Genomic DNA, 23,538 nt, shown 5'->3' with positions numbered 1-23,538 from the left:
GGCCTGCGTTGTTAGCAACGGCCTATCGCGAGGCAGATGCCGTCGAGTCCAGCGTACCGAGCAGCCACGATATAAACGCGCCAACTTTCTCCCGCTTTCGCTCATTACTGCGGCACGAGAGAAAGTGCGTTTCTTTTTTGAACTGGTGAAAGACGCCCGCGCCGAATTCCACCAACTCGCCACGGCTCAACTCGCGTGCAGCCAACAAACTACTCTCGAGTATCACGCCCATGCCATCGACCGCGGCGGCGATCGCCAATGCCGCCCGGTCAAACGAAGGCCGAGGCCGATCGGGCATGCGTAAATCATTCGCGGCAAACCAGTCCGCCCACCTCACGCGGCTGAGCTGCGAATCAATTAACGTCAGCTCCCGGATCCGCGCCGCTGCCGCAGTTTCTGAGGCCGCCAACTGCGGCGCACATAACGGCAGGATGCGCTCAACGCCCAATGCGAGTGTCTCCATGCCCGGACGCTCCAGCGCACCGCCATATGAAATCGCCACGTCGACATCATGCACACGCGTCAAATCAAGCGGCTCGGCACCAGTCGATAAACGAATCGTGATGTTCGGATGCGCTGCGGAAAACTCGGGCAATCGCGGCCCCAACCACTTCACCGCAAAACTCGGCGCAGCGTAGACCGCCAGCACTTGTGCATCCGGCGCCAATTGCACCTCGGCGCATGCGGCCTCCACAACATCGAAAACACGGCTCAGACTCCCAAGCAGACGCAAGGCCTCTGGAGTCGGCTCGACCTGCCGATTGCGCCGCACGAACATGGCGCGGCCAAAGTAGTCCTCGAGTTCCTTGATCTGATGACTGATAGTGGACGGCGTCAGATGCAATTCCTGCGCAGCCAACGCAAAACTCTGCAATCTGGCGGCGGCCTCGAACGTACGCAGCAGGACAAAATTCGGAATGCGTCGCATCGATCTGACTCTATAGATGGATGAGATTCATCTTTCCATGAACAACCATCGTTTGTCAAAGCCTGACTGCCAGCGGGATCATGCATTTACCCGATCACCATCCTCAAGGAGACACACATGGCTGCGGTAATGCAACCCACAAAGAAAAGCATCGATCTCAACGGTCGCATTTCCATTTACCAACCCGAGCAAAAGGGGCTGATTTTTCCGGAGATCCCTTCGTTTACCAGCGCCGCCGCACAGCGCCAACACTTGAAAGAGCGCCTGGTCGGCGCGTGTCGCGCCTTTGCCTTGCAAGGCTACGACTATGGCTTCGCAGGCCATTTGACCGTACGCGACCCGGAAAACCCCGGGCTGTATTGGACCAACCCCATGGCGGTGCATTTTTCTCAGGTCAAGGTCTCCAACCTGATCCTCGCCGACCACGAAGGCACCGTCGTAGAAGGCCGTCACGCCATCAACCGCGCAGGCTTTGTATTGCACGCCGCCGTCCACGAGGCCCACCCCGACATCATCGCCATGTGCCATGCCCATACCGTATACGGCACCGCCTTTGCCGCGCTCGGCAAACCGTTGGCTCCCATCAGCCAGGACGCAGCCGCATTTTTCGAGGACCATGTGGTGATCGGCGACGAAGCAGGACAAGTCGCCGTCGAAGTCAAGGCTGGCCATAAAGTCGCCAACGCATTCAAAGGCGTCAAAGCCGCCATCCACCAGAACCACGGGCTGCTCACCGCCAGCCGCCACAGTATCGAGTCTGCTGCGTTCTGGTTCATTGCTCTGGAGCGCTGCTGCCAGCAGCAGTTGATGATCGATGCTACCGGCATCACGCCGCGCCTCGTCTCCGAAGAGCGCGCCCGCTATAGCCGTGAACACGTGGGCAGCGACTATATCGGTTGGCTGCATTTTCAGACGATCTGGGACCAACTGATCGCCACGCAGCCCGACATGTTCGACTGACACTCATAAACGATGCCGCGGTTCTAGTATCCAGCATATAGGCCGCCAGGAGAAATAAAAAACAACGACATTCGTCATGAATTCGCTTCGCAACGTACGAAGCGAATCGCCCAATTAATATCAACGGAGACTACATATGACCACCGCAACCCATGCGGAATATCTGCCCGTATCAGAAGACGCCACCTACACCAAAGTCATCTGGCGCCTGCTGCCGTTTCTCTTCATCTGTTATGTCTGTGCGTACCTGGATCGCGTGAACGTCAGCTTCGCCAAACTGCAGATGCTGGACGATCTCAACATGAGCGAGGCGGTCTATGGCCTGGGTGCCGGCATTTTCTTTGTCGGCTATCTGATGTTTGAGGTCCCCAGCAATCTCATCTTGTTGCGCGTCGGGGCTCGCCGTTGGATCGCCCGCATCATGGTGACCTGGGGGCTCATCTCGGCCGCCATGATGTTCGTCACCACACCGACGATGTTCTACGTCATGCGGTTCCTGCTTGGCGTTGCCGAGGCAGGCTTCATCCCCGCCATTCTGCTGTATCTGACGTATTGGTTCCCGTCATCACGCCGCAGCAAAGTCACGGCGCTCTTTTTGACCGGGATCCCCATGTCAGGCGTGATCGGCGGCCCGCTCTCTGGCTGGATCATGGAATCCTTTGGCGGGCATCATGGATTGGCAGGCTGGCAATGGCTCTTCTTGCTCGAAGGCTTACCGACTATCGCATTAGGCGTCGTCGCGTTTTTCTTCCTGGATGACCGTGTCTCCGATGCGAAATGGCTGTCTGCCGAAGAAAAACAGATCATTCAACGCAATCTGGAGAATGATGCAGCGCCCGGACGCATGCACAGCCTGCGGGATGGCCTGCTCAGTCCGCGCGTCTTGTTGCTGGGTTTGATCTATTTCTGTTTCACCATGGGTTTATACGGCGTCAGTTTTTGGCTGCCCTCGTTGATCAAGGCATCTGGCGTGTCCAATACCCTGGATATCGGCCTGTTGACCGCAGTGCCGTATGCCGCGGCCACCATCGCGATGATTCTGGTTGGTCAGAGCTCGGATACACATGGTGAACGGCGCTGGCATCTGGCGCTGCCTGGCCTGATCGGCGCCATCGCGCTATGCGTGAGCATCACCCAGGCACACTCTGTCGTCTGGGCCATGCTGGCATTGACCGTCGGGACCATGGGCGTCATGACCACCATTTCTCAGTTCTGGGCCGTGCCTCCGGCGATCCTGGGCGGCGCGGCGGCCGCTGCGGGCATCGCGCTGGCCAACTCCATCGGCAGCATCTCAGGCGTCGTCAGCCCCTACCTGATCGGATGGTTTCAAACCACCACCGGCAGCACAGGAGGCGGCATCCTCGGCATCGCGGCCAGCATGATACTGGGCAGCATCCTGATCTTTCTCGTTCCGGCATCGTCGGTCAATCACGCCCGGCAGGCGTGAACCACACAGCGACGATATCGAGTCACCAAGACAGGGGTAGTCAACCACGCCTGTCTTGGACCATACGACCTCAATCAGTCCATCGCGAGGAAAAGAGATCATGTTCACCAGAATGCTGCGCTATCTCACCGCACACGCCAGCCGGCTAAAGCCATCCCGCGTACTGCTGGGAGACACGGGGATTTCACTACCACTCGAACTGCCTCCCCATCACTGCCTGGATCAGTCCGTGCAATACAGCATGAACGCCAGCCCGTACCTACGAGAAATTGCGCTCTCGCGCGGCCGCCTGTGCACATGCTGCAACATAGGCATTGACCCGCGCCGCACGCAGGCGAGCACGCACGAACATCACGACCGCTAATACGCCGTGCACGATCAGCAATAGCCACGCCAGCAGCCACCAGGCCGATCGCAGCATGGCGGGCACCTGGTCGCTGGCGCCACGGCGGGCATCCAGCGTATAAACGGGCGTGTCGCTCGCGTCCTGCGACACGCCGACGATCATCGCCTCGACGGCAAATGGCGCAACGCCATCAGGCCCGGCCAACCACGCATATTGGTTATAACGCTGCAGCGCATCGAGCTTCCCCTCCGGCGACTTCTCGACCGATGACTCCCCGTCGTCAAACGCGGGAACAGCCGGCAGACGGGCATGCGGCCCCGTTCGCACATCCAACACCACACCGCCGCGCTGGCTACGCAACGTCGCATCCGCCGCCGCAGCGACAATCCCTTCCACCTGCGGCGCAGCCACCCGTTGCGCCAGCCGTCTCACCTTGGACAGGCCTTGCGCGGAAATCACCATCGTCCTGCCGGCATTGGGCGCGCCCTGCTCAGCGGCCTGCGCCAATGCTTTCCAGTTGGTGTGTTCCTTGTCGCTGAGCAGGTTTTCAACCATCGCGTCACGCAGCGCCGTGCAACCCATCTGGCTCTTTGCATTGAGGCGCGCACAATAGGCGTCCACGTCCGAGATCGCTTTCGGTACGCCGATCACATCGAAAAACCGTCGTTGATTACGCCCCTGCATCTGATTCAGATACGCCAGCGGATTGTCCTGTGCATTCCGGTACATCTGCTGTTGCACCATGACATCCAGCATAGGATTGGCGCGCGTACGCAGGAATTTTCCGCTATACATGGCAAACGCTTGCTCGTCCTCATGCAATCGCGGCGCTTGCGGCGTGCCGCCTCCCCACCGCAACGTACTGCACTGAACCGCGGGCATGCCCTGACGCACCGGCATCAACGAACAACGCGCCTGCCCTTTCAATGCCACCATGGTCCCCGCAGCCGGGCTCGCCTCGCGCAACGCCCCGGCGTTGTCATAAGTCCGCGTCTGGGTACCCAGCAACCACGCCTTGGTTTGCAACACGTCGCCACGCAGCCCTCCGCCACTCACCATGGCAACGCCGACGAGCAATAACAAGGCCGTGATTGCCAGCACGACATGACGCCCCCAGAACACCCGAGGATAGGCACGCGTTTCCGCATCGATAGAAAAATGCTTGCCCAGGCGTACGACGGAATAATCATCCACCCGCAATTCCGTATCGACACGGCCAGAGGCAGGGACAACCAGATGCGGCAACCAGTGTTTGGGCAACATGAGATGCAGCTTGTCGCCCAGGAACCAATGCTGGGAGACTGCCGCCGAATTGTTCGGATGACTCAACTGAACGGCAGTAAACGCGCCTCGCACATGATTCACGCGTTTCGACACCGGCCAACGGCGCGGCCCCCATATCAGCCACAGCGCGCACAACAGCAATAGGCCTGCCACTGCGCTGCATCCCAGACGGACGACATCCTCTGTGACCGTCGCAATCCCCGCGCTCACGGCAGCCAGTATCAACACCACGGCGGGCCCGAAGCCCAGGCCTGCCGATTGGCGAGCCGTCGTTTCTGCTGGCGTCTCGTCGCGCTGCCCCAGCATGTCGACGCGGACGATATCCTCTTCGTCCGGCGTGAGCCCCTCTGACGGCGCGTCAATATCCGACATTTCACCGACCTGGCCGCCTGCCCACTGTTGAGCCTGTTCCTGGCGGCGCATGCCTCGCTCGCGGCCCCCCGCCAGATCAAACTCGCCATTGAGACGAATCACGATGGCGACCTTGTCAGCCAACATGACTTCGGCATCGTTATTGACTTGCAGATAATCGCTCGCGTCATACGGCAGAATCACCTCGACCCCGCCCAGCGTGTCATGCATCTGTTCCCCGCCGCCATTGGCGGTCAAACCGTGACGCAGATACTCGCCTCGCAAGCAGTAAACCTTGCCGTCTGCCAGCATCAAGGGACGCTGGCGCTTACCGGGACGCGTCAGAAAGGGCTGAACGAGGGTCAGTTCCTCGGCCGTTGCCTCGCGCGGCGGGGTGCCCGCCTGCATCAGGCTCTTGAGGATGCGCTTGCTGGCACGGCGGCGCGATTGATAGCGGATCACGCCATACAGCGAATAGCCGAGCATTGCCAGCAACAGCAGTAATTTCAATAAATCCAACGTGTCCATCGCGCCTGACTTTTTCCTGGAGGAAGCCGCGGGAATCATAGGAGGTCGCCGGCACGAAAGACAGAGCGAAAACCACACAGACCTCATGAAATCGTGACAAAAAGCTACGCCAACCCGGTGTTTGCTACGATATCACCTCGGCCACGAGCCCGATTTTCACCTAGCACAAGGAATTTCCCCATGCGTCTCCTGCACACCATGCTGCGCGTCGGCAACCTGGACAAGTCGATCGATTTCTATACCAATGTCCTGGGCATGCGCGTGCTGCGCCGCAAAGATTACCCCGATGGCAAATTCACCCTGGCATTCGTTGGCTATCAAGACGAAAGCGAAGGCGCGGTCATCGAGCTGACCCATAACTGGGACACCGATCACTACGACCTGGGCAACGGCTATGGCCACATTGCGCTGGAGGTCGACAACGCCTACGAGGCCTGTGAAAAGGTCAAACAAAAAGGCGGCAAGGTCACACGCGAGGCGGGCCCGATGAAGCACGGCACCACCGTCATCGCCTTTGTCGAAGACCCGGACGGCTACAAAATCGAATTCATCCAGAAAAAAGGCCGCGCCGACTGAACGGCAGCGTCCACATCGCCATGATTCATCCCATCCTGAAAATGGGCGACCCGCGTTTGCTGCGGGTGGCTCAGCCCGTCGAGCAATTCGACACTCCCGAGCTGCACACCCTGGTCGCCGACATGTTCGAGACCATGGAGCATGCGCGGGGCGTCGGATTGGCCGCGCCGCAAATCGGCGTCGACCTGCAACTGGTCATATTCGGGTTCGACCGGAATGAACGCTATCCCGATGCGCCGGCCGTCCCCCAGACAGTTCTGTGCAATCCAGTGATCACGCCCTTGTCGGACGAACGCGAGGACGGCTGGGAAGGCTGCCTGTCCGTGCCCGGCCTGCGCGGGCTGGTGCCGCGCTATCGGCACATCCGCTACAGCGGCTACACCCCGCAGGGCGAATACATCGAACGCGAGGCCGAGGGCTTTCATGCTCGTGTCGTGCAGCATGAATGCGATCATCTGATCGGCCGGCTCTATCCGTCGCGGATCGAGGACTTCACCCAGTTCGGATTCACAGAGATCCTGTTTCCCGACATGGATCCGAATCAGGACGATTGAAACCCGGCGTACGCGAAGAGGGGCAGGCATCCATCAAGATGCTCTGCCCCTCCTTCATTTCGTACTGAGTTAATCCAAGGCCCTGTTCTTGGACTCGACGTCGACCCATTTGATCGCGACGGCGCCTGCCACCAGCAATCCCGACAACACGAACAACGACAAGGTAAATTGCGTCGCCATGATCGGTGCAATCACGGCCGGGGCAAACAGCCCGCCGAGCCGGGCCACGGCACCTGCCGCCCCCATACCGGAAGCGCGTAAACTCGTCGGATAGACCTCAGGCGTAAAGGCATACAGCGCGCCCCAGGTACCCAGCAATGCAAAGCTCATCAACAATGTTGAGGTCACCATCAATGCGACCGAGCTTCCCAGGCTGTACAGCAGGCACCCTGCCGCACTGAACAGCAGGAAGCCGATCAGGGTGGGTTTGCGTCCATAACGCTCAACCGCATAGGCCGACAAGGCATATCCAGGTACTTGCGCCAACGCCAGGACGATCAAGAACGCCTGTCCACGCATAAAGCCCATGCCTTCGGCAGACAGCTTGATGGGCAGATACACAAAGACGCCGTAGTAAGCGACGGAAACCAGCAGCCATGCCAACAACAGCGACACACTGCGCCGCGCCAGGCCGGCGCCGAACAACGCGAACACCGATTTGCGCTCCATCGTTTGCGGCTCGAGCTCGCCGATTTGAACGCTGTTGCCGTTGGTCTTGGCAACGCGCTCCAGCACTTGCCGGGCCTCTTCCGATTTACCCGTCTTGTTTAGATATAGCGGCGACTCGGGAACATACCAACGCAGGATCACCCCGACGATCGCAGGTATCCCCGTGACAAAGAAAATAATGCGCCATGCTTCATCGCCATACGCACTGGCCACCCACGCCAAAATGGCCAGAAATACGGTCCCCAAAGCCCAAAACGATTCGAGCCACACCAGCCAACGGCCACGGCGCTGAGCGGGCAGAAACTCCGCCATCATTGTGTAATCGACAGGCAAGGTGCCGCCTACACCAATACCGGTCAGAAAGCGCAGAATCAACAGCCATTGGAAATCCGGCGCAAACGCCGATGCCACCCCGGCGCAGGCATCGATGACCACGGCCAGCATCAGCACCGGCCGCCGGCCAATACGATCGGCCAACCGTCCGAACGCAAAAGCGCCGATCAACATGCCCACAAAAAACAGCGTCCCCGTCTGCAGGGCCTGGGGAATCGTCAGGCCAAAGGTCTTTGCAATCGACGGCGCGCTGAAACCGATCGACAGTACCTGCATCGCGTCGGCCATCCAGACCAGCCCGAATATCACAAACAGCCGATACTGGAATTTCCCTACGCCTGCTGTGTTCAACCCTTGTTCAATCGTTATTTTTGATGCTGCCATGGCTACTCCTACGAGGTTTGCCGTTGCTTTTATGCGCTGTCGCGCAATTAAAAATCAGTCCTGCGTATTCAAAATATCCTCGAATCAACGGGATTGATTTCGTATCTGGCCGATCACTGCCAAGCTGTCGGCCCATTCAGGCTCTCGCGGCGCGAATCGCGTCCGCAAGTAGTTCAACAGATCCTGCACTTGTGCATCATTCAAACTGTCTTTGAATCCTGGCATATAACCGAGATCATCATTGGCCGGCGTCTGAATCCCATGCAGAATGACTTGCACCAGATTATCGGGCGTCGCGGCATGCAGATTCGTATTCAACGCCAATAAAGGCTTTACGCCAAACAATGTCGGGCCCGATGCGGCCTCGTGGCACACCGCGCAGGCATTCTGGTAAATCCGCTCACCCCGCGCATTGCCCTCGAACAGGCGCTGCGCAGACGGCTGCACCACAGGCTTTTGCGCAATGACGGGCGCCGGCGCGGTAGGCGCAGGCCCGCCCGCGACAGGCAGTTCGGGCCCAGATGAGGCAGTGCCAGGCAAGTTGAGCAGATACGTGGCGATGGCGCGCACATCGCTCTCGGGCAATTCGCTCAGCCCTTGGATAACAGGCGCCATGGGCCCTGCCGCCACGCCATGGCTGGCTGAATATCCCGTGCGCAAATATTGAAACAACGCGTCGGGCGTCCATGGCACTTTGCCACTGGCCAAGCGGTCCAGCGGCGGTGCTTCCCATCCCTCGGCCTCGCCGCCGGCCAAATAATTGCCGACGCCTGTCTTTTCGGCTCCCAGCGTATTACGCGGCGAATGGCAGGCGGCGCAGTGGCCAGCGCCCTGCACGAGATAGGCGCCTCGGTTCCAGACGAGAGATTGCACCGGGTCGGGCTCGTAGACGCCCGTATCATGGAACAGCAGATTCCAGCCCGCCATCATCGGCCGCCAGTTATAGGGGAAAGGCAATGCGGTCTGGGGCGGCTCGTTGCGAACGGGCGGCTGCACCATCAAGTATGCATACAGAGCCTGCATATCCGCATCCGTCATCTTGGCAAACGCGGTATAGGGAAAGGCCGGATAGAGTTGGCGGCCGTCTCGATGCACGCCTTCGCGCATGGCACGTTCGAACGCGCGATACGACCACTGGCCTATTCCGGTCTCGTTGTCCGGCGTAATGTTGGTGGTGTAGATCGTGCCAAAGGGCGTATCCAGACCCAGGCCACCGGCATTCGCCTGGCCACCCGGCACGGTATGACACACCACGCAGTCTCCTGCTGCCGCGACCAAACGGCCTCGATCAATCGCTGCCGCTGAGTAGAGCGAAACATCAGGGCCCGCAGTAGGCGCTAGAGCGGGTTTTAGTGGCCAGGCCATGGTCACCACCCCCGCCAATGCGCCCGCTCCGGCGGCCAACCACAGACCACCTCGCCGCAGCCAACTGCGCGCGGATGGCTGCGGGGGAGCTGGAGATGCCAACGCATCGCGCAGTTGCTCCACATTGAATGGCACCTGCCGCAATCGCACACCGGTCGCATCAAAAATCGCATTTCCGATCGCCGCGGCGGCAGGCAGGGTCATCACCCCATCCAGCGCCAGTTCCCCGTGATCGATAGGCTGTGCAGGCGTCAACTCCTGATGTGCATTCAACGGCGCCACGTCATGAGACACCGGCTTATCACCCGGCACAGCAGCGTTACCCGAGCTGCTTGCCCCCCAGTCATCAAATCGCGGCGGCGCTGCGAGCAAGCGGCGGGCAGCGTCCAGCAACCGGGGATCTTGTTCATGAATGGCCGCGCCCTGGGCAGGCTGCAGAGACTGACTGTCACGCCCGACCATCAGGCGCGTCACCTCCACGTTCCCCGTATCCGGTGTTACCTCGACCTCGACCAACCAGGCACTCCATGTTTCCATGGCTGTACCATCAGGCTGCCGCTCCCTGACGTGAGCCGTCGCATAGCCACGACCACGCAAAGGAGACCGATCAGCGGTTTCGCGTTCGACCAAAGCTTGGGATGTCGAAGTCTGCTGCGCAGGGTTCTGCTGCGCTGAAGCTCGCTGTACCGAAACTTGCCGTGCCGAAGCTTGCCGTTCGGAACCCAACGCCGCGAATGCCGTGTTCGCGTCCCCCGGCGCTGCCATGCCGGCCGCCAGCGCCGAACCATTCACTTGTTCGCGCATGCGCCGAGTCAACGCCTGACCCGGCCCCTTTGGCAACAACGACAAACGATACGCCATCGGGTCCATGCCCAATCGCGCTGCCTCTTCATCCAGCAGACTCTCGTGCGCAAACACCTGCATCGCCTCGAACTCCTCGGGCGATGCATGGATCAACGGTGCCGCGACATCACTCGTTGTCCGTACGATTTCTCCCGCGCCTTGCAGCCGAGGCATCGCCACGGGCGCTGCCTGGGCCGGCTGGCTGAGCAATCGCGCCAAACTGGGCCGTGCGCCCCAGGGACGGCTCGCCACCCAACGCGGCATGGCGCCCCCATCGCCGGCAAGCGAACCCTGCTCCTGATCAAACGCTGGGTCTCCTGTGCCGGCCGCCGCAGCAGAGGCAGAGGTGCGTGCAGCCGACGTCGCGCCAGCCGCAGGCTCGCCTGACGGAGCGTGACTCAGCACCATCTCGCCCGGCGTTAACGCGCGCTGCACGGGCACATGCACCGGCCTACCCACGGCACGCGACAGCAGCGCGGCATCTGCCGCCGCATCCAGCACATCCAGGATATGGATTTCACTCCGGCTACGCGGCGCCGTATCGACAAGAGTGATCCGGCCAACAGGCATAGCCAGCAAATGGCTCAGCTCTTCTTGCACGTATCGTTGATAGACTGCCGCACCAGGCAGCCAGGCGGTAGCGTGGCTATCGGTACACCACACCGTCGCGCCCTGGCCGTCCGTCGCAGGATGTTCGGCGGCGCGCCATACATAAGACAGGCCCTCTGACGTAGACACTGTCGTAGCAGATGATATCTGCGACGGCGATTCCATCTCTCGCATCGAGGCAGCAGGGAATTGCCACTTTACGTCAAGCCCATCCAGAGCCTGGCGCGCCAGCATCGCCGATACCGCCACAACGCCGACAAAATCCGCCAGATGTACGACCCGAACCACACCGGGCAAGATCTGGGCACTCGAGGTATCGATGTCCGCCAAGCTCGCGCCGCGATAACGCCTGCCATCCCACAACACTCGCGGTGGACGCAGCAGCGCGCCATGCAGCAATCCGCCGGCAACGCCCGATGGCTCTGCGCGCGGAGAAGAAACAACGACCTCGGGAAACTCGGCGCCGCTCACGGGGCCTCGTCCTCTGAGCTCGGCGGCGCAACTACGGCGGCACGCAGCACTGCGGCTTGGCGAGCCGCCTGCAAAATCTCAATATGCGTACCGCAGCGGCATAAATTGTGGCGTAACTCCTCGCGCAACATCGTGTCGGTCGGATCAGGGCAACGCCGCAGCAACGCCTCGACAGTCATGATCATGCCATTCAGACAGTAGCCGCACTGCGCCGCCTGACACGCGATAAACGCCTGCTGGGTCGGCCCCGGACATTGCTGATCACCCAAGCCCTCCAGGGTCGTGACCTCTCGCTGGCCCACGCCGCGAACGGGAATCACGCAAGAGCGCGCGGCCACCCCATCGATCAACACGGTGCACGCACCACACTCGCCCAGGCCACAACCGTACTTGGGCCCATTCAATTCGAGATCGTTGCGCAAGACCAGCAACAGCGGCGTCGCCGGATCGGCCTGCACCGCTTGCTCCCGTCCGTTGACGAGCAAGCGAAAAACAGGAGAACCCGTAGAGAACGGCGCGTCGGAAACGCTGCTGTATGCCATGATCATCGCTCAGAGATCAAATCGAAAGTGCGTCACTTCACCGCCGCTTTGGGTTGCGGATCGACAAGCGGCACATTGAATACGTCATAACCGAAACACCACGCAGGATCCTCGTTGGTGCGCAGCCACGTATTGTCGTGCGAAATACGCTGAACCTTGCTCGCGCGTTCAGCGCGATTCGCCTCATACAGATCGAAAGCCTGTTGGTAATCGTGCACACCCACTTCCTTGAAACAACGCGTCAGCATCGCCGCATCCTCGATAGCCATGGCCGCGCCTTGCGCCATGTGCGGCTTCATCGGATGACACGCGTCTCCCAACAACACCAGACGGCCCCGGCTCCAGAGCGGCAGCGGATCGCGTTCCAGCAACGACCATTTGGTGACTTCGACCGTCGCGTCGATCAACGCCTGCACGGTCGGATGCCATCCCTCGAACGCATCCCGCATTTCCTGTTTGCTGCTCGGCAGCCAACGGTCATTGAGATCCCACTGTTCGACCGGCACACCCGTCACGTAATAAAGCTCGTCCTGCTTGCCCGTGACGAAGTAGGTCATCATATGCCGATCATCGCTCCACCATTTCACGCAGGGATCAAAGGGCAACATACCGGCCGTGGCCACCGGCGTTGGAAACACCGCACGATGCGCCAGATAGCCTGCATATTTCGGAGGCTCGGGTCCGAGCAGCTCCTCGCGAATCCGCGAGTTCACGCCATCAGCGCCGATCACCAGATCCGCTTCCTCAATGGAACCATCGGCGAAATGCAGGCGCACGACATCGCCCGTATCGTCGACCTTGATCAGGTGCTTGCCAAAGCTCAGCATGTTATCGGGCAAGGCATCAATCAGCAATGCGTGAAAGTCCCCGCGATGCACCGTCAGATAACTCGCACCGTATTCCTTGACGGCATAGTCACCCAACGGAATCTGCGCGAGCACATCGCCCGTCTGCCAATGGCGGCTATGCCAGTACTCGGGATGGGAGCCTTGCTCGTTGAGCGCGTCCTCGATACCGATGCGGCGCAAGATCTTCATGACATTCGGCCCGACGTGGATCCCCGCCCCCTGGCGCGAAAAGGCGGGCGACTGCTCGTAGACGTGAACGTTGAATCCTTCCTTGGCAAGCAGCGAAGCGGCGGCAGCCCCTCCCAGACCTGCGCCAATCACAGCGATTCGAGGTTGTGCGGACATATGAAAAGCTCTCCTGGGAATCAAAAGCTCGCGCCGACGACCCCAGTGTTTGGGAGGCCGGTTTGAAATACGAAAAATTAAAGCGTACACACTTCTTTTTTTAAAATTTACCGGCAAGGAATTTTGCTGACAAGAAAACAATGACGAATATATCTAGGTATTTTCCCTAGATTTTTTTAAATTCCAACATATCGCCGAGAACATTGCGGCATCAGATTTATTTCTATATATTGAGCGTCTACACTGTATTTTCGTCGAGCAACGCCTTGAGCGGGATTCAGAATCGGGCCCGAGCCGTGCCGACTTTCCACTCTCTGGAGACCAAAGTGCCAGCGTCCTCCCCATCATCGACCTATCGCTACGGCGCGCATGTCAATGCGAATGGAATCCGTCAGCACTACCTGCGTTATGGCGCAGACACGCTCCCTGCGCAGCGTCCCGCCATCGTGCTCATTCCCGGCATTACCAGCCCTGCGGTGACCTGGGGTTTTGTCGCCGAACGGCTTGGCCGGCATTTCGACACCTATGTGCTCGATGTGCGCGGCCGGGGCTTGTCCGCATCGGGTCCTGACCTGGACTATGGCCTGGATGCCCAGGCCGCCGACGTGGTGGCCTTTGCCCAGGCGCTCAATCTGCAACGCTACGCGCTGGTGGGCCACTCCATGGGTGGACGTATCGCCGTACGCGCTGCGCGTACTCAGCCCGCCGGACTCACGCAGCTGGTCGCGGTCGACCCTCCCGTGTCCGGACCGGGACGCCGCCCCTACCCTGCCAAACTGCCCTGGTATGTAGACTCCATACGCCAAGCCACACTAGGCATGGACGCCGACGCGATGCGCGCCTTTTGCCCCACGTGGACCGAGCCGCAATTACGCCTGCGCGCGCAATGGCTGCATACCTGCTATGAGCCCGCCATCGTGCAGAGTTTCGAGGACTTCGGCCGCGACGACATTCATGCGGATCTGCCCCATATCCACACACCATTGCTGCTGATCACCGCCGAACGCGGCGACGTCGTCAACGACGATGATGTCGCCGAGTGGCAGACGCTTGCCCCCCAGACACAACACGTGCGCGTTCCCGGTGCAGGGCACATGATCCCCTGGGATAACGAAGCCGGGTTCTATGCCGCCTTTGGCGATTTCCTGGGACAAACACTGGATTGATCACGATAGGGACTACGCCCCATCTCAATCTCATTTCCGTCCACCTCGTATCACACCGGAGTTCGCCATGTCCGTGAGCGATATCGATTTGATTCAAGCCTGGAAACAGGTCCTCACTCTCTCCAGACTCGAGCCTGGCCAGACAGTCACTGTCCTGACCGGCGCCGACACGCATCCGCAAACGCTGCGTTGCGCCATCGCCGCGGCCAGCGATATGGGCGCCAGAGTCAACCGCCTGGACTTGCCGCCCGTCAACGCCGAAAAATCGTTGTCACGCGACTCTCTCGCCTATCTGGGTACAACACCGCTCACGGGCAACCCCGCTGCGATTGCCGCACTCAAGGCCAGCGATTTGGTGCTGGATCTCATGACGCTGCTGTTTTCGCCCGAGCAACACGAGATCCTGAGCGGCGGCACAAAAATCCTGCTGGCCGTTGAGCCGCCCGAGATCCTGTGCCGCCTCGTGCCCACTGCAGATGACCGCACGCGCGTCGTCAACGCCTCCGAACGCATCCAGGCGGCAAGAGAGATGCATATCACCTCGCATGCCGGCACCGACCTGCGGTGCCAGCTGGGAGAGTTCCCCGTCATTTGCGAGTACGGCTTCGTCGACCGGCCCGGGCGCTGGGACCATTGGCCAAGCGGCTTCGTACTGACCTGGCCCAACGAAGGCCAAAGCCAGGGCACTGTCGTGCTGGATCGCGGCGACATTCTGCTGCCACTCAAAGAATACGTGCACGACCCCATCAAACTCACCATCGCAAATGGCTATGTACATGCCATCGAAGGCGGATTGCAGGCAGAGATTCTGCGGGAATACATGGCTTCCTATGAAGACCCCGAGGCCTATGCCGTATCGCATGTCGGCTGGGGGCTGCAACCTCGCGCACACTGGTCGATGCTGGCCCACTACGACAAGGAATCGCACATCGGCATGGACGCACGCGCGTTCGAGGGCAATTTTCTGTGGTCCATGGGTCCCAACAACGAAGCCGGCGGCCAGCGCACCACTGCCTGCCACATCGACATTCCCATGCGCCGCTGCACGGTCAAACTCGACGGCGCACCGACCGTCATCGACGGCATCGTCCAAGACCAGGAAGGGCTGGCACGCGCTGAACGGCGCAATCAATTAAAGGGCGTCGTTCGATGAACACACAAACCATCCCCACTGGCGGCGTACAAGGCGATGTCTCGGCCTACGCACGGCAGGGCTTTGGCACACCCTTGCCGCTCAAAGCCCCCTTTGGCCTGCTGATCGTGGACTTCGTCAATGGATTCGCCGACCCCGCAGTCTTTGGCGGCGGCAACATCCCGCAAGCGATCGACCAGACCACCCATTTGCTCGCTCACGCACGCGCTCAAGGATGGCCCGTCGCGCACAGCCGCATTGTCTTTGCCGATGACGACGCCGATCAGAATATCTTTTGCCTGAAGGTCCCGGGCATGCTGACCCTCAAAGAGGACAGCCCGGCCAGCGCCATCGTCCCTGCGCTCGCGCCAGCGCCGGGGGAATACGTCGTACGCAAAAGCACGCCTTCGGCGTTCTATGGCACGATGCTGGCGCCATGGCTCGCGCAACGCGGCGTGCAGACATTGCTCGTCGCAGGATGCGTCACCAGCGGTTGCGTGCGCGCCAGCGTCGTCGATGCCATGCAGGCCGGCTTTCGCCCTCTGGTGGTAGCCGATTGCGTCGGTGACCGCGCATTGGGCCCGCATGATGCAAACCTGTTCGACATGGCACAGAAATACGCGGCAGTCATGCCGCTGGACCAAGCCCTCGACGACATCGAGGCGCTGTCACGCTAAGCTTATCCAATGAGCCTGCCCCAGCCCAAGCTGCTGCACGACGGATTGCTCGATCAATACGGCACGCTGCTGATCGTGCGCAATCCGGTCGCGCCCCCAAAACCGGCGCCCGGCCAACCCGGCGCGCCATCGGATTACGTACGCGCCACGCCCGAGATCTTCGTCGCCGTCGTGGAGGCTCCCGATACGGCGCAAGGCTGGCGCGCTCTGGCTTTTAACGGACACGTCGATCTGGGCACAGGCATACGCACCGCGCTGGCGCAGATCGTCGCCGAAGAACTCGACATTCCATTCGAGCAACTCGACATGGTGCTGGGCCATACCGAGGCCTCGCCCAATCAGGGCCCTACCATTGCCAGCGCCACCATCCAGATCTCGGCCGTTCCGCTGCGGCGTGCCGCGGCCCAGGCTCGCGAGCATCTGCTGAGCCTCGCAGCGCGGCAGTGGCAGGTATCCGTTCAGGCGCTGCAGGCGCGCCAGGGCATCATCGTATTCAAGGACAGCACGGACACTCGGCAGGCCCACTACGGCGAATTGATTCGCGGCAGGCGTGAACGGCTCACGCTATCCGAAGACGTCGAGCTCAAGCCCGCATCCGAATATCAACTGGTGGGACAAGGGCGCGCGCGTGTCGATATTCCTGCGAAGGCGACCGGCGCGCTTACCTTCGTCCATGACGTACGCATACCGGGCATGCGACACGGCCGGGTCATCCGCCCGCCGTATCCAGGACGTGACGGTGGCGACTTTGTCGGCGCCAGCCTCATCTCGGCGGACGCCGCATCCGTGGCACACCTGCCCGGCAACGTGCAGGTAGTCATAAAAGGGGATTTCGTCGGCGTGGTGGCTGATCGCGAAGAACAAGCCATCGCCGCCATGCGCACCCTGAAGGTTCAATGGCGCGACATCCCGCCGGCTCCCGACCTGAGTGACCTGGACGCGGCGTTACGCGCCAACCCATCCGAGGTGCGTGCCTTGCATCGCAAGGGACATGCGAACCAGGAATTGGCCGAAGCAGCACAGGCCAGCCCGAGCCGCGTGGTCCAGCGCAGCTACGTCTGGCCCTATCAGATGCATGGATCCATCGGTCCATCCTGCGCCGTCGCGGATTACACCGCAGACCGTCTCACGATCTGGTCCGGCACCCAAAACCCGCACATGCTGCGCACCGATCTCGACCGCCTGTTGAAACTGGGCGAGGGCAATATTGAAATCGTGCGCCTTGAGGCCGCAGGCTGTTATGGCAGAAACTGCGCCGACGACGTCTGTGGCGATGCCGCCCTGCTGGCGATGGCAACCGGCACACCGGTACGCGTGCAGCTCACGCGCGAACAAGAACACCAATGGGAGCCCAAAGGCACGGCCCAACTCGTCGACGTGCAAGCCGCGATCGATCCCACGGGCAACTTGCTGGCCTATGACTTCGGCGTACGTTACCCGTCCAACGATGCCCCGTTGCTGGCGCTCCTGTTAACAGGCAGCATTTCCAATCAACCCCGCACCCTGCAGATGGGCGATCGCACGGCGATGCCGCCCTATCGATATCCCCACTTGCAGATCGTCTGCCATGACACGCCACCGCTGGTGCGTGCCTCGTGGCTGCGTGGCGTATCGGCCCTGCCGAATGCGTACGCGCACGAATGCATGATTGACGAGCTCGCGCATCGGGCGGGGGTAGATCCTCTCGAATATCGCCTGCGCCACCTGGACGATGTGCGTGCACGCGACCTGTTGAGCGCCACGGCCGAACGTGCCGGCTGGCAGCCCTTTAGAGCCGGCAGCCGCGGAATCCCCGGAGACGACGGCTTATTGCACGGCAGAGGCATGGCCTACGCGCGCTATATCCACAGCAAGTTTCCGGGTTTCGGGGCAGCATGGGCCGCATGGGTCGTGGATATCAGCGTAGACCCACTGAGCGGGCGCGTACGCGTGGACCGCGTCACGGTCGGTCACGACGCGGGCATGATGATCAACCCCGACGGCGTTCGACATCAGGTCCACGGCAACGTTGTCCAGGCACTGAGCCGCGCGCTGATGGAGCAAGTCTCGTTTGACCCGCAGGGAGTCACCAGCCGAGAATGGGGCGCCTATCCTATTATTAAATTCGGCGAAATCCCGGAGATCGATGTGCTGCTCATGCCGCGCCAGGACGAGCCTCCGATGGGTGTAGGCGAATCGGCATCGCTACCCGGCGCGCCCGCGATCGCCAACGCATTATTCGACGCCACGGGGCTGCGCCTGTGCGCGCCACCGTATACTCAAGAAAAACTGCGCCACGCCATGCATAACACTCGAAGTGCCCATGCCGACCTCTACGCCTGAATCACTGCCATCGCCGGACCAGTCGGACAAAGACAACTCCGCCCCCTACCTGTTTTCGTCGCAGGTCGGTCACCTGCTGCGCCGCGCCTACCAACGCCACACCGCGCTTTTTCAAAAATTCATCCCGGACTCAAAACTGACCGTCGCTCAGTTCGTCGTCATGTGCGCACTCAATGACGACGGTCCGGCTTCGATCGCCAATCTGGTCAAAGCCACCGTCATCGATCAGGCGACCATACGCGGCGTCGTCGACCGGCTCAAGAATCGCGAGCTCATTACCCTGCAAGCCGACCCCGCCGATCGGCGCAAGGTCATGGTGACGCTGACTGATGCAGGCACACAACTCGTCAACGAGATGCAGCCCTTTGCCCACGCCATCACCGAAGAAACGTTCGGACCGCTAAATGACGCAGAACGCGTGGCTTTGCTGTATCTGCTGCGCAAAATCACAGAATCCGAAGGCAGCTCAAAATATCCCGACGTCAACCACGTCTGCACTTGATGCGCCACGCGTATTCACATACAGGCTATACAGCCCCTTTCCGGCAGCCATGAACAGCCGGTTTCCTTTCGCACCGCCAAAGCAGAGATTCGCGCAGCGTTCGGGCAAGTGAATATGCCCGATCGGCGTGGCATCGGGCGCGAATATGCGCACACCGTCCACATCCTCGGCCCCCATCCCCCAACCACACCACAGATTGCCATCCACATCGCAACGCAATCCGTCCGCGGTACCGGGCCCGCAATCAATCAGGTCTCGCCCGTCTGACAACGCTGCCCCCGACACGCGATAGACGCGAATCGTGCGGTTTGGTTTCGCACGCGACGCCACGATATACAGCAGGGTTTCATCGGGGCTGAAACACAGGCCATTGGGCCCTGCCACGTCGTCGGCCACGACGCTGATTTGGCCGGAGGGATCAATCCGGTAGACCCGCTCCGGCAGTTCAGGCTCGGCTTTATCGCCCTCGTAGTCGCTGCTCAACCCGAACGGCGGGTCAGTAAACCAGATCGACCCATCCGATTTCACGACGATATCGTTCGGCGAATTCAGCCGCTTTCCTTCAAAGCAATCCGCCAACACCGTGATACGGCCATCGTATTCGGTACGTGTCACACGGCGATTGCCATGCTCGCAAGTGATCAGCCGGCCTTGACGGTCGCGCGTGTTGCCGTTGGCATAACCCGATGGGTCGCGAAACACGGTGACATGACCCGAGGTATCGTCATAGCGAAGCATCCGGTTATTCGGTATATCGCTATACAACAAATAGCGGCCATCGCCGACCCATACAGGGCCTTCGGCCCATCGTGAGCCGGATGCCAACATCTCCACCGCGGCATGAAACAACCGATACCTATCAAAACGCGGATCCAAGGATTGCACCCTGGGGTCAGGATAACGAGGGCTGACGCGCCAGAATGGATCTGGTGCCAGAATGGGTTTTGTCGAATTCATCGGTGCTTCACGCATGTTGACCAAAATACGCATCTTCCAGACGGGTCTGCAGATCAGCCTCGCTGGTATCCGCCTGCAAAACGATTTCCCCGTGGGCCATGGCATAAACGCGGTCGGCCAGCACCAGGGATTTCTCGACCAATTGCTCGACCAGCAACACGGATGTGCCGGTATCGCGCAGACGCGCCGCGACCTCAAACACACGGTCAACCAGGACCGGGGACAACCCCGCAGAAGGCTCGTCCAGAATCAGCAACCGTGGCCGCTTTACCAATCCCTGGGCCACCACCAGCATCTGTTGCTGCCCGCCGCTTAACGCGCCTGCACGATCATGGCGCTTGGCCTCGATTTCCGGAAAGAATGCCAGGGCATCCCGGATGCGTTCCTGGCGTTCGGTCCGGGAAATGTCATATCCCGCTAGCGCCAGATTGTCCTGCACGGACAACTGCGTAAAGACGTGGTGCCCTTCGATCACGTGCACCAAACCCGCCTGCGCCGCATCACGCGGCGTCGCGCCACGCAGGCTTTTCCCTGCAAATACGACATCGCCGGACATCCATGGCAATAAGCCCGACAATGCCCGCATCAACGTGCTCTTTCCTGCGCCGTTGGGGCCCAGCAGCGCCACGATTTCGCCGGGCTTCACGATCATATCGACGTCGTGCAGGATTTGAATTTTGCCGTAGCCGGCATTCAGGCCCTGTACCTGCAGCAGGCTATTAGGCTCCGAGGTATGCACTGACGACCTCCTTATGCGTACGGATTTCCTGCGGGGTGCCGCTGGCCAGCACCGACCCGAGATTCAGCACCGTGACGTGATCACAAATATCAAAGATCAAATCTGCATGATGTTCCACCAGCAACACTGCCGTTCCACAGCGGCTGATCTCTTTGATGATGTCACCGAGACGCTTGATCTCGTCTCCCGTCAAGCCCGCAGCAGGCTCGTCCAGCATCAGGTATCTGGGCTGCAGCATCAGCGCACGTGCGAGCTCCAGGAACCTCAGTTCACTATGCTGCAAGCGATCGGCACGCACGTGAGCCAGCTGCGACAGCCCCACCGCCTTCAATGCTGACTCCGCCATCTCTCGCAATCCACGCTCGTCCTCTCGATGCCTACCCACCCGCAACAAGGCCTCCAGGAACGTACCGCGTGCACGCGTATATCCCCCTGCCATGACATTCTTCAGGACCGAGGTATCACCCACGATGCGCGGTGTCTGGAACGTACGTGCGAATCCGCGCCTGGCTCTGCCCAAAGGTCGTCCCGAGGGGACTTCCGTGCCACCCTCCATCACCAGGCCTTCCTGAGGCCGGTAATACCCCGAGATCACATTTAGCGTCGTGGTTTTCCCGCTGCCATTCGGGCCGATCAAGCCATGCACTTGCCCACCGTTGATATGCAGGTCCAAACCGTTGATCGCCTTGACCCCGCCAAACGATAAATGCAGATTTTTTAATACGATTCGCCCATCACTAGGCACATTCGCCAAAATCTGGTGCACAGCGCCCAGCTCCGGCTGTATACGCCGGTTTGTCGGCAAGGGGCTGCGTCCTCCAAAATCGAGCAAAGACGCAATTCCACCGGGAATTGCCAGCACAATCACCAACAACAACAGCGCGTACAGGAAATTGGACCACGCCGCCAACGGCGCGGCGATCTCCGGCAAAACGGTCAAGATCAGCGTGCCCAACAGCGGGCCCAAGATAGAACTGCGTCCACCGATCAGGATAGAGATAAAAAACAATACCGACAGTTCGAACGTAAACGCCTCTGGCGTAATGTACGTCTGAAGTGAACTGAACAGCCCTCCCGCGATACCGGCCAGCACGCCTGCAAGCACAAAGACGGCAGCCAATAACTTGGCCTTGGAAATGCCGTAGGCCTCTGCAGCGACTTCCGCGTCGCGGATGGCAATCAATCCTCGTCCAAATCGGCTGTGTGCGATGTTTGCCGTCAATATGGTTGCCACCGCAGCGATGCCCAGGCACAGGTAATACAAGCCCTGATCGGAATCGAACGGCGCCGGCATGGCAGGCCCCGGCACGCCAATTCCGCCGCCCGTCACCGACTCCCAGGCCAAAGCGATCTGCGTCACGATCGTGGCGAATCCCAAGGTGGTCATCGCAAAATAAAACGTGCGCAGCCGCAACGCCGGCAAGCCGACAATCAAGCCAAACAGCCCCCCAACCGCCCCCGCCGCCGCCAGCGCCGTAAACGGCTCCCATGGCTCGGACACGTTACCGGCCACCAATGCACTGGCCGTGTATGCCCCTACCGTCAACAACGCCACATAGCCGATCGCCAATTGGCCCGCATAGCCGACAATCAGATTCAGCCCGGACACCAATATCCAATAGATCGCCGCGCGCGTCGCGATCACTGTCCAGTACGTATTCCCTAATGCTGGCAATGCGATCGCCAGCACCAGCAATACGATGAACGGCAACATGCGCGTCCAGCCTTGCCCCCGATTCATCGAATGACGCTCCATCGCTTGAGGGGTTCCTCGATAAGTCTTTGCGTGCGCGGTCATCACACTCTCCGTGCAGAGTTAGAGCCGAAAATACCTTGTGGCACGGCCATCAACACCACGATAAACAAGACAAACACGGCAATCGACGCAAAAATACCGCCCACGGTAAAGTTCGCCGTCTGTTGAAACAATCCAAGCGCCAGCCCACCCAGTACTGCGCCGCGGTTATTGCCGAGCCCACCCAATGCCACAGGAACAAAGCCGTAGAAATTCAACAACGGGCCATTCGCAAAAAAGGCCAACATCAACTGACCCGCGGCAAACCCGGCGATGCCCCCGATCACGCCTGCCAGGGCATAGCTGATGACCCGCAGGCGCCGCTCCGGCAATCCAATAGAACGTGCAGCAAAGTTGTTCTCCGCCACCGCCAGAAAAGCCAGGCCGATCAATGTGCGCCGATATAAATACTCCAGGGCCAGCACCACAATCACACATGCCGCGACGGGCAGCCAGAACCGTTCATCCAATGGCCCCGACCCCCAGGCCAACAAGCGGGGAAAAGGCTGAGGCTCGGTACCCCATTCGATCGCCGTCACCTGTTGGATCATCAATGCCAATGCCAACGTAGACAGTACATACAAATGTTGGTCCAGGCTTTTCAGCACAGGCCGCACGGCAACAAACTCGGTGATCACGCCGACCAGCGCGCATAGCCCCAAGGTCAGTATGAATGCGACCGGACCGGACATGCCCATGCGCAGCATGAACAAGGACCCGAACACACCACCCAACATTCCAAGCTGCCCTGCCGTAAAGCTCATGACACGAGACGTGGAATACATCGTGTTGTAGGTGATGCCGATCAGGGCATACACCGCCCCGACCGCCAGGCCGGAGCTGATAATGGAAGCCAGCATGACTG

19 protein-coding genes are annotated in these 23,538 nt (G+C 60.3%); 9 read left to right on the top strand and 10 right to left on the bottom strand.

The annotated features are described in order from the left end of the window. Positions 1-22: 22 nt before the first annotated feature. Positions 23-928 (bottom strand): LysR substrate-binding domain-containing protein, encoded by a 906-nt coding sequence (locus tag ACYVI2_RS21145; RefSeq protein WP_415820126.1) that lies wholly within the window; start codon positions 926-928, stop codon positions 23-25. Positions 929-1,045: 117 nt separating this feature from the next. Here ACYVI2_RS21145 and ACYVI2_RS21140 point away from each other — a divergent pair, with 117 nt between their 5' ends. Then, the gene (locus ACYVI2_RS21140) at positions 1,046-1,888 is read left to right on the top strand and encodes a class II aldolase/adducin family protein (RefSeq protein ID WP_415820127.1); all 843 of its coding nucleotides are present in this window, start codon (positions 1,046-1,048) and stop codon (positions 1,886-1,888) included. Positions 1,889-2,024: 136 nt separating this feature from the next. Further along, entirely contained in the window at positions 2,025-3,335 is a 1,311-nt protein-coding gene (locus tag ACYVI2_RS21135; protein WP_415820128.1) for an MFS transporter, read from the top strand. 259 nt (positions 3,336-3,594) lie between these two features. Here the strand turns inward: ACYVI2_RS21135 and ACYVI2_RS21130 are convergent, their stop codons facing one another. Beyond that, positions 3,595-5,844: an IgaA/UmoB family intracellular growth attenuator gene (locus tag ACYVI2_RS21130; RefSeq protein WP_415820129.1), complete on the bottom strand. Its 2,250-nt coding sequence runs from the start codon at positions 5,842-5,844 to the stop codon at positions 3,595-3,597. 180 nt (positions 5,845-6,024) lie between these two features. Between ACYVI2_RS21130 and gloA the strand changes: the two genes are divergently transcribed. Next, positions 6,025-6,420 carry a lactoylglutathione lyase gene (gloA, locus tag ACYVI2_RS21125; RefSeq protein WP_094823159.1) on the top strand — a complete coding sequence of 132 codons (396 nt, stop codon included), beginning with the start codon at positions 6,025-6,027 and terminating at the stop codon, positions 6,418-6,420. A gap of 20 nt (positions 6,421-6,440) precedes the next feature. Then, complete coding sequence (gene def, locus ACYVI2_RS21120; protein WP_415820130.1) at positions 6,441-6,974, top strand: peptide deformylase; 534 nt, start codon at positions 6,441-6,443, stop codon at positions 6,972-6,974. A 69-nt stretch (positions 6,975-7,043) separates the two neighbouring features. On the opposite strand, the gene ACYVI2_RS21115 is transcribed toward def, so the two are convergent. From ACYVI2_RS21115 to ACYVI2_RS21100, 4 genes are all read right to left on the bottom strand, one after another. After that, positions 7,044-8,360 carry an MFS transporter gene (locus ACYVI2_RS21115; RefSeq protein WP_415820131.1) on the bottom strand — a complete coding sequence of 439 codons (1,317 nt, stop codon included), beginning with the start codon at positions 8,358-8,360 and terminating at the stop codon, positions 7,044-7,046. An 84-nt stretch (positions 8,361-8,444) separates the two neighbouring features. Beyond that, complete coding sequence (locus ACYVI2_RS21110; protein WP_415820132.1) at positions 8,445-11,648, bottom strand: c-type cytochrome; 3,204 nt, start codon at positions 11,646-11,648, stop codon at positions 8,445-8,447. Further along, on the bottom strand, positions 11,645-12,190 hold the full coding sequence (locus ACYVI2_RS21105; RefSeq protein ID WP_415820133.1) for a (2Fe-2S)-binding protein: 546 nt from the start codon (positions 12,188-12,190) through the stop codon (positions 11,645-11,647). The genes ACYVI2_RS21110 and ACYVI2_RS21105 overlap by 4 nt, the downstream gene beginning before the upstream one ends. 32 nt (positions 12,191-12,222) lie before the next feature. Continuing rightward, positions 12,223-13,383, bottom strand: a complete 1,161-nt coding sequence (locus tag ACYVI2_RS21100; RefSeq protein WP_415820134.1) for an FAD-dependent monooxygenase — start codon at positions 13,381-13,383, stop codon at positions 12,223-12,225. Between the two features lie 326 nt (positions 13,384-13,709). On the opposite strand from ACYVI2_RS21100, the gene ACYVI2_RS21095 reads away from it, so the two are divergent. The 5 genes from ACYVI2_RS21095 to ACYVI2_RS21075 all read left to right on the top strand — a co-directional run bounded on the left by ACYVI2_RS21095 (position 13,710) and on the right by ACYVI2_RS21075 (position 19,182). Next, the gene (locus ACYVI2_RS21095; protein WP_415820135.1) at positions 13,710-14,549 is read left to right on the top strand and encodes an alpha/beta fold hydrolase; all 840 of its coding nucleotides are present in this window, start codon (positions 13,710-13,712) and stop codon (positions 14,547-14,549) included. 67 nt (positions 14,550-14,616) lie between these two features. Further along, entirely contained in the window at positions 14,617-15,702 is a 1,086-nt protein-coding gene (locus ACYVI2_RS21090) for a 2,5-dihydroxypyridine 5,6-dioxygenase (protein ID WP_415820136.1), read from the top strand. Beyond that, the gene (locus ACYVI2_RS21085) at positions 15,699-16,358 is read left to right on the top strand and encodes an isochorismatase family protein (protein WP_415820137.1); all 660 of its coding nucleotides are present in this window, start codon (positions 15,699-15,701) and stop codon (positions 16,356-16,358) included. The genes ACYVI2_RS21090 and ACYVI2_RS21085 overlap by 4 nt, the downstream gene beginning before the upstream one ends. Before the next feature lie 9 nt (positions 16,359-16,367). Continuing rightward, positions 16,368-18,680 (top strand): xanthine dehydrogenase family protein molybdopterin-binding subunit, encoded by a 2,313-nt coding sequence (locus ACYVI2_RS21080; protein WP_415820138.1) that lies wholly within the window; start codon positions 16,368-16,370, stop codon positions 18,678-18,680. Beyond that, the gene (locus ACYVI2_RS21075; protein ID WP_415820139.1) at positions 18,661-19,182 is read left to right on the top strand and encodes a MarR family winged helix-turn-helix transcriptional regulator; all 522 of its coding nucleotides are present in this window, start codon (positions 18,661-18,663) and stop codon (positions 19,180-19,182) included. The genes ACYVI2_RS21080 and ACYVI2_RS21075 overlap by 20 nt, the downstream gene beginning before the upstream one ends. Here ACYVI2_RS21075 and ACYVI2_RS21070 read toward each other — a convergent pair. The 4 genes from ACYVI2_RS21070 to ACYVI2_RS21055 are packed head-to-tail and all read right to left on the bottom strand — an operon-like array spanning position 19,147 to position 23,533. Beyond that, complete coding sequence (locus ACYVI2_RS21070; protein WP_415820140.1) at positions 19,147-20,139, bottom strand: SMP-30/gluconolactonase/LRE family protein; 993 nt, start codon at positions 20,137-20,139, stop codon at positions 19,147-19,149. The two genes, ACYVI2_RS21075 and ACYVI2_RS21070, sit on opposite strands and share 36 nt — an antisense overlap. Before the next feature lie 7 nt (positions 20,140-20,146). After that, complete coding sequence (locus tag ACYVI2_RS21065; RefSeq protein ID WP_415820141.1) at positions 20,147-20,878, bottom strand: ABC transporter ATP-binding protein; 732 nt, start codon at positions 20,876-20,878, stop codon at positions 20,147-20,149. Further along, positions 20,859-22,676 (bottom strand): branched-chain amino acid ABC transporter ATP-binding protein/permease, encoded by a 1,818-nt coding sequence (locus ACYVI2_RS21060; protein ID WP_415820142.1) that lies wholly within the window; start codon positions 22,674-22,676, stop codon positions 20,859-20,861. Before ACYVI2_RS21060 ends, ACYVI2_RS21065 begins: the two co-directional genes overlap by 20 nt. Beyond that, the gene (locus tag ACYVI2_RS21055) at positions 22,676-23,533 is read right to left on the bottom strand and encodes a branched-chain amino acid ABC transporter permease (protein WP_415820143.1); all 858 of its coding nucleotides are present in this window, start codon (positions 23,531-23,533) and stop codon (positions 22,676-22,678) included. The genes ACYVI2_RS21060 and ACYVI2_RS21055 overlap by 1 nt, the downstream gene beginning before the upstream one ends. Positions 23,534-23,538: the final 5 nt, after the last annotated feature.

Source organism: Bordetella tumbae (assembly GCF_054780995.1).
Note: the sequence above shows the minus strand (reverse complement) of the source record. Positions and strands in the feature narration are given on the sequence as shown.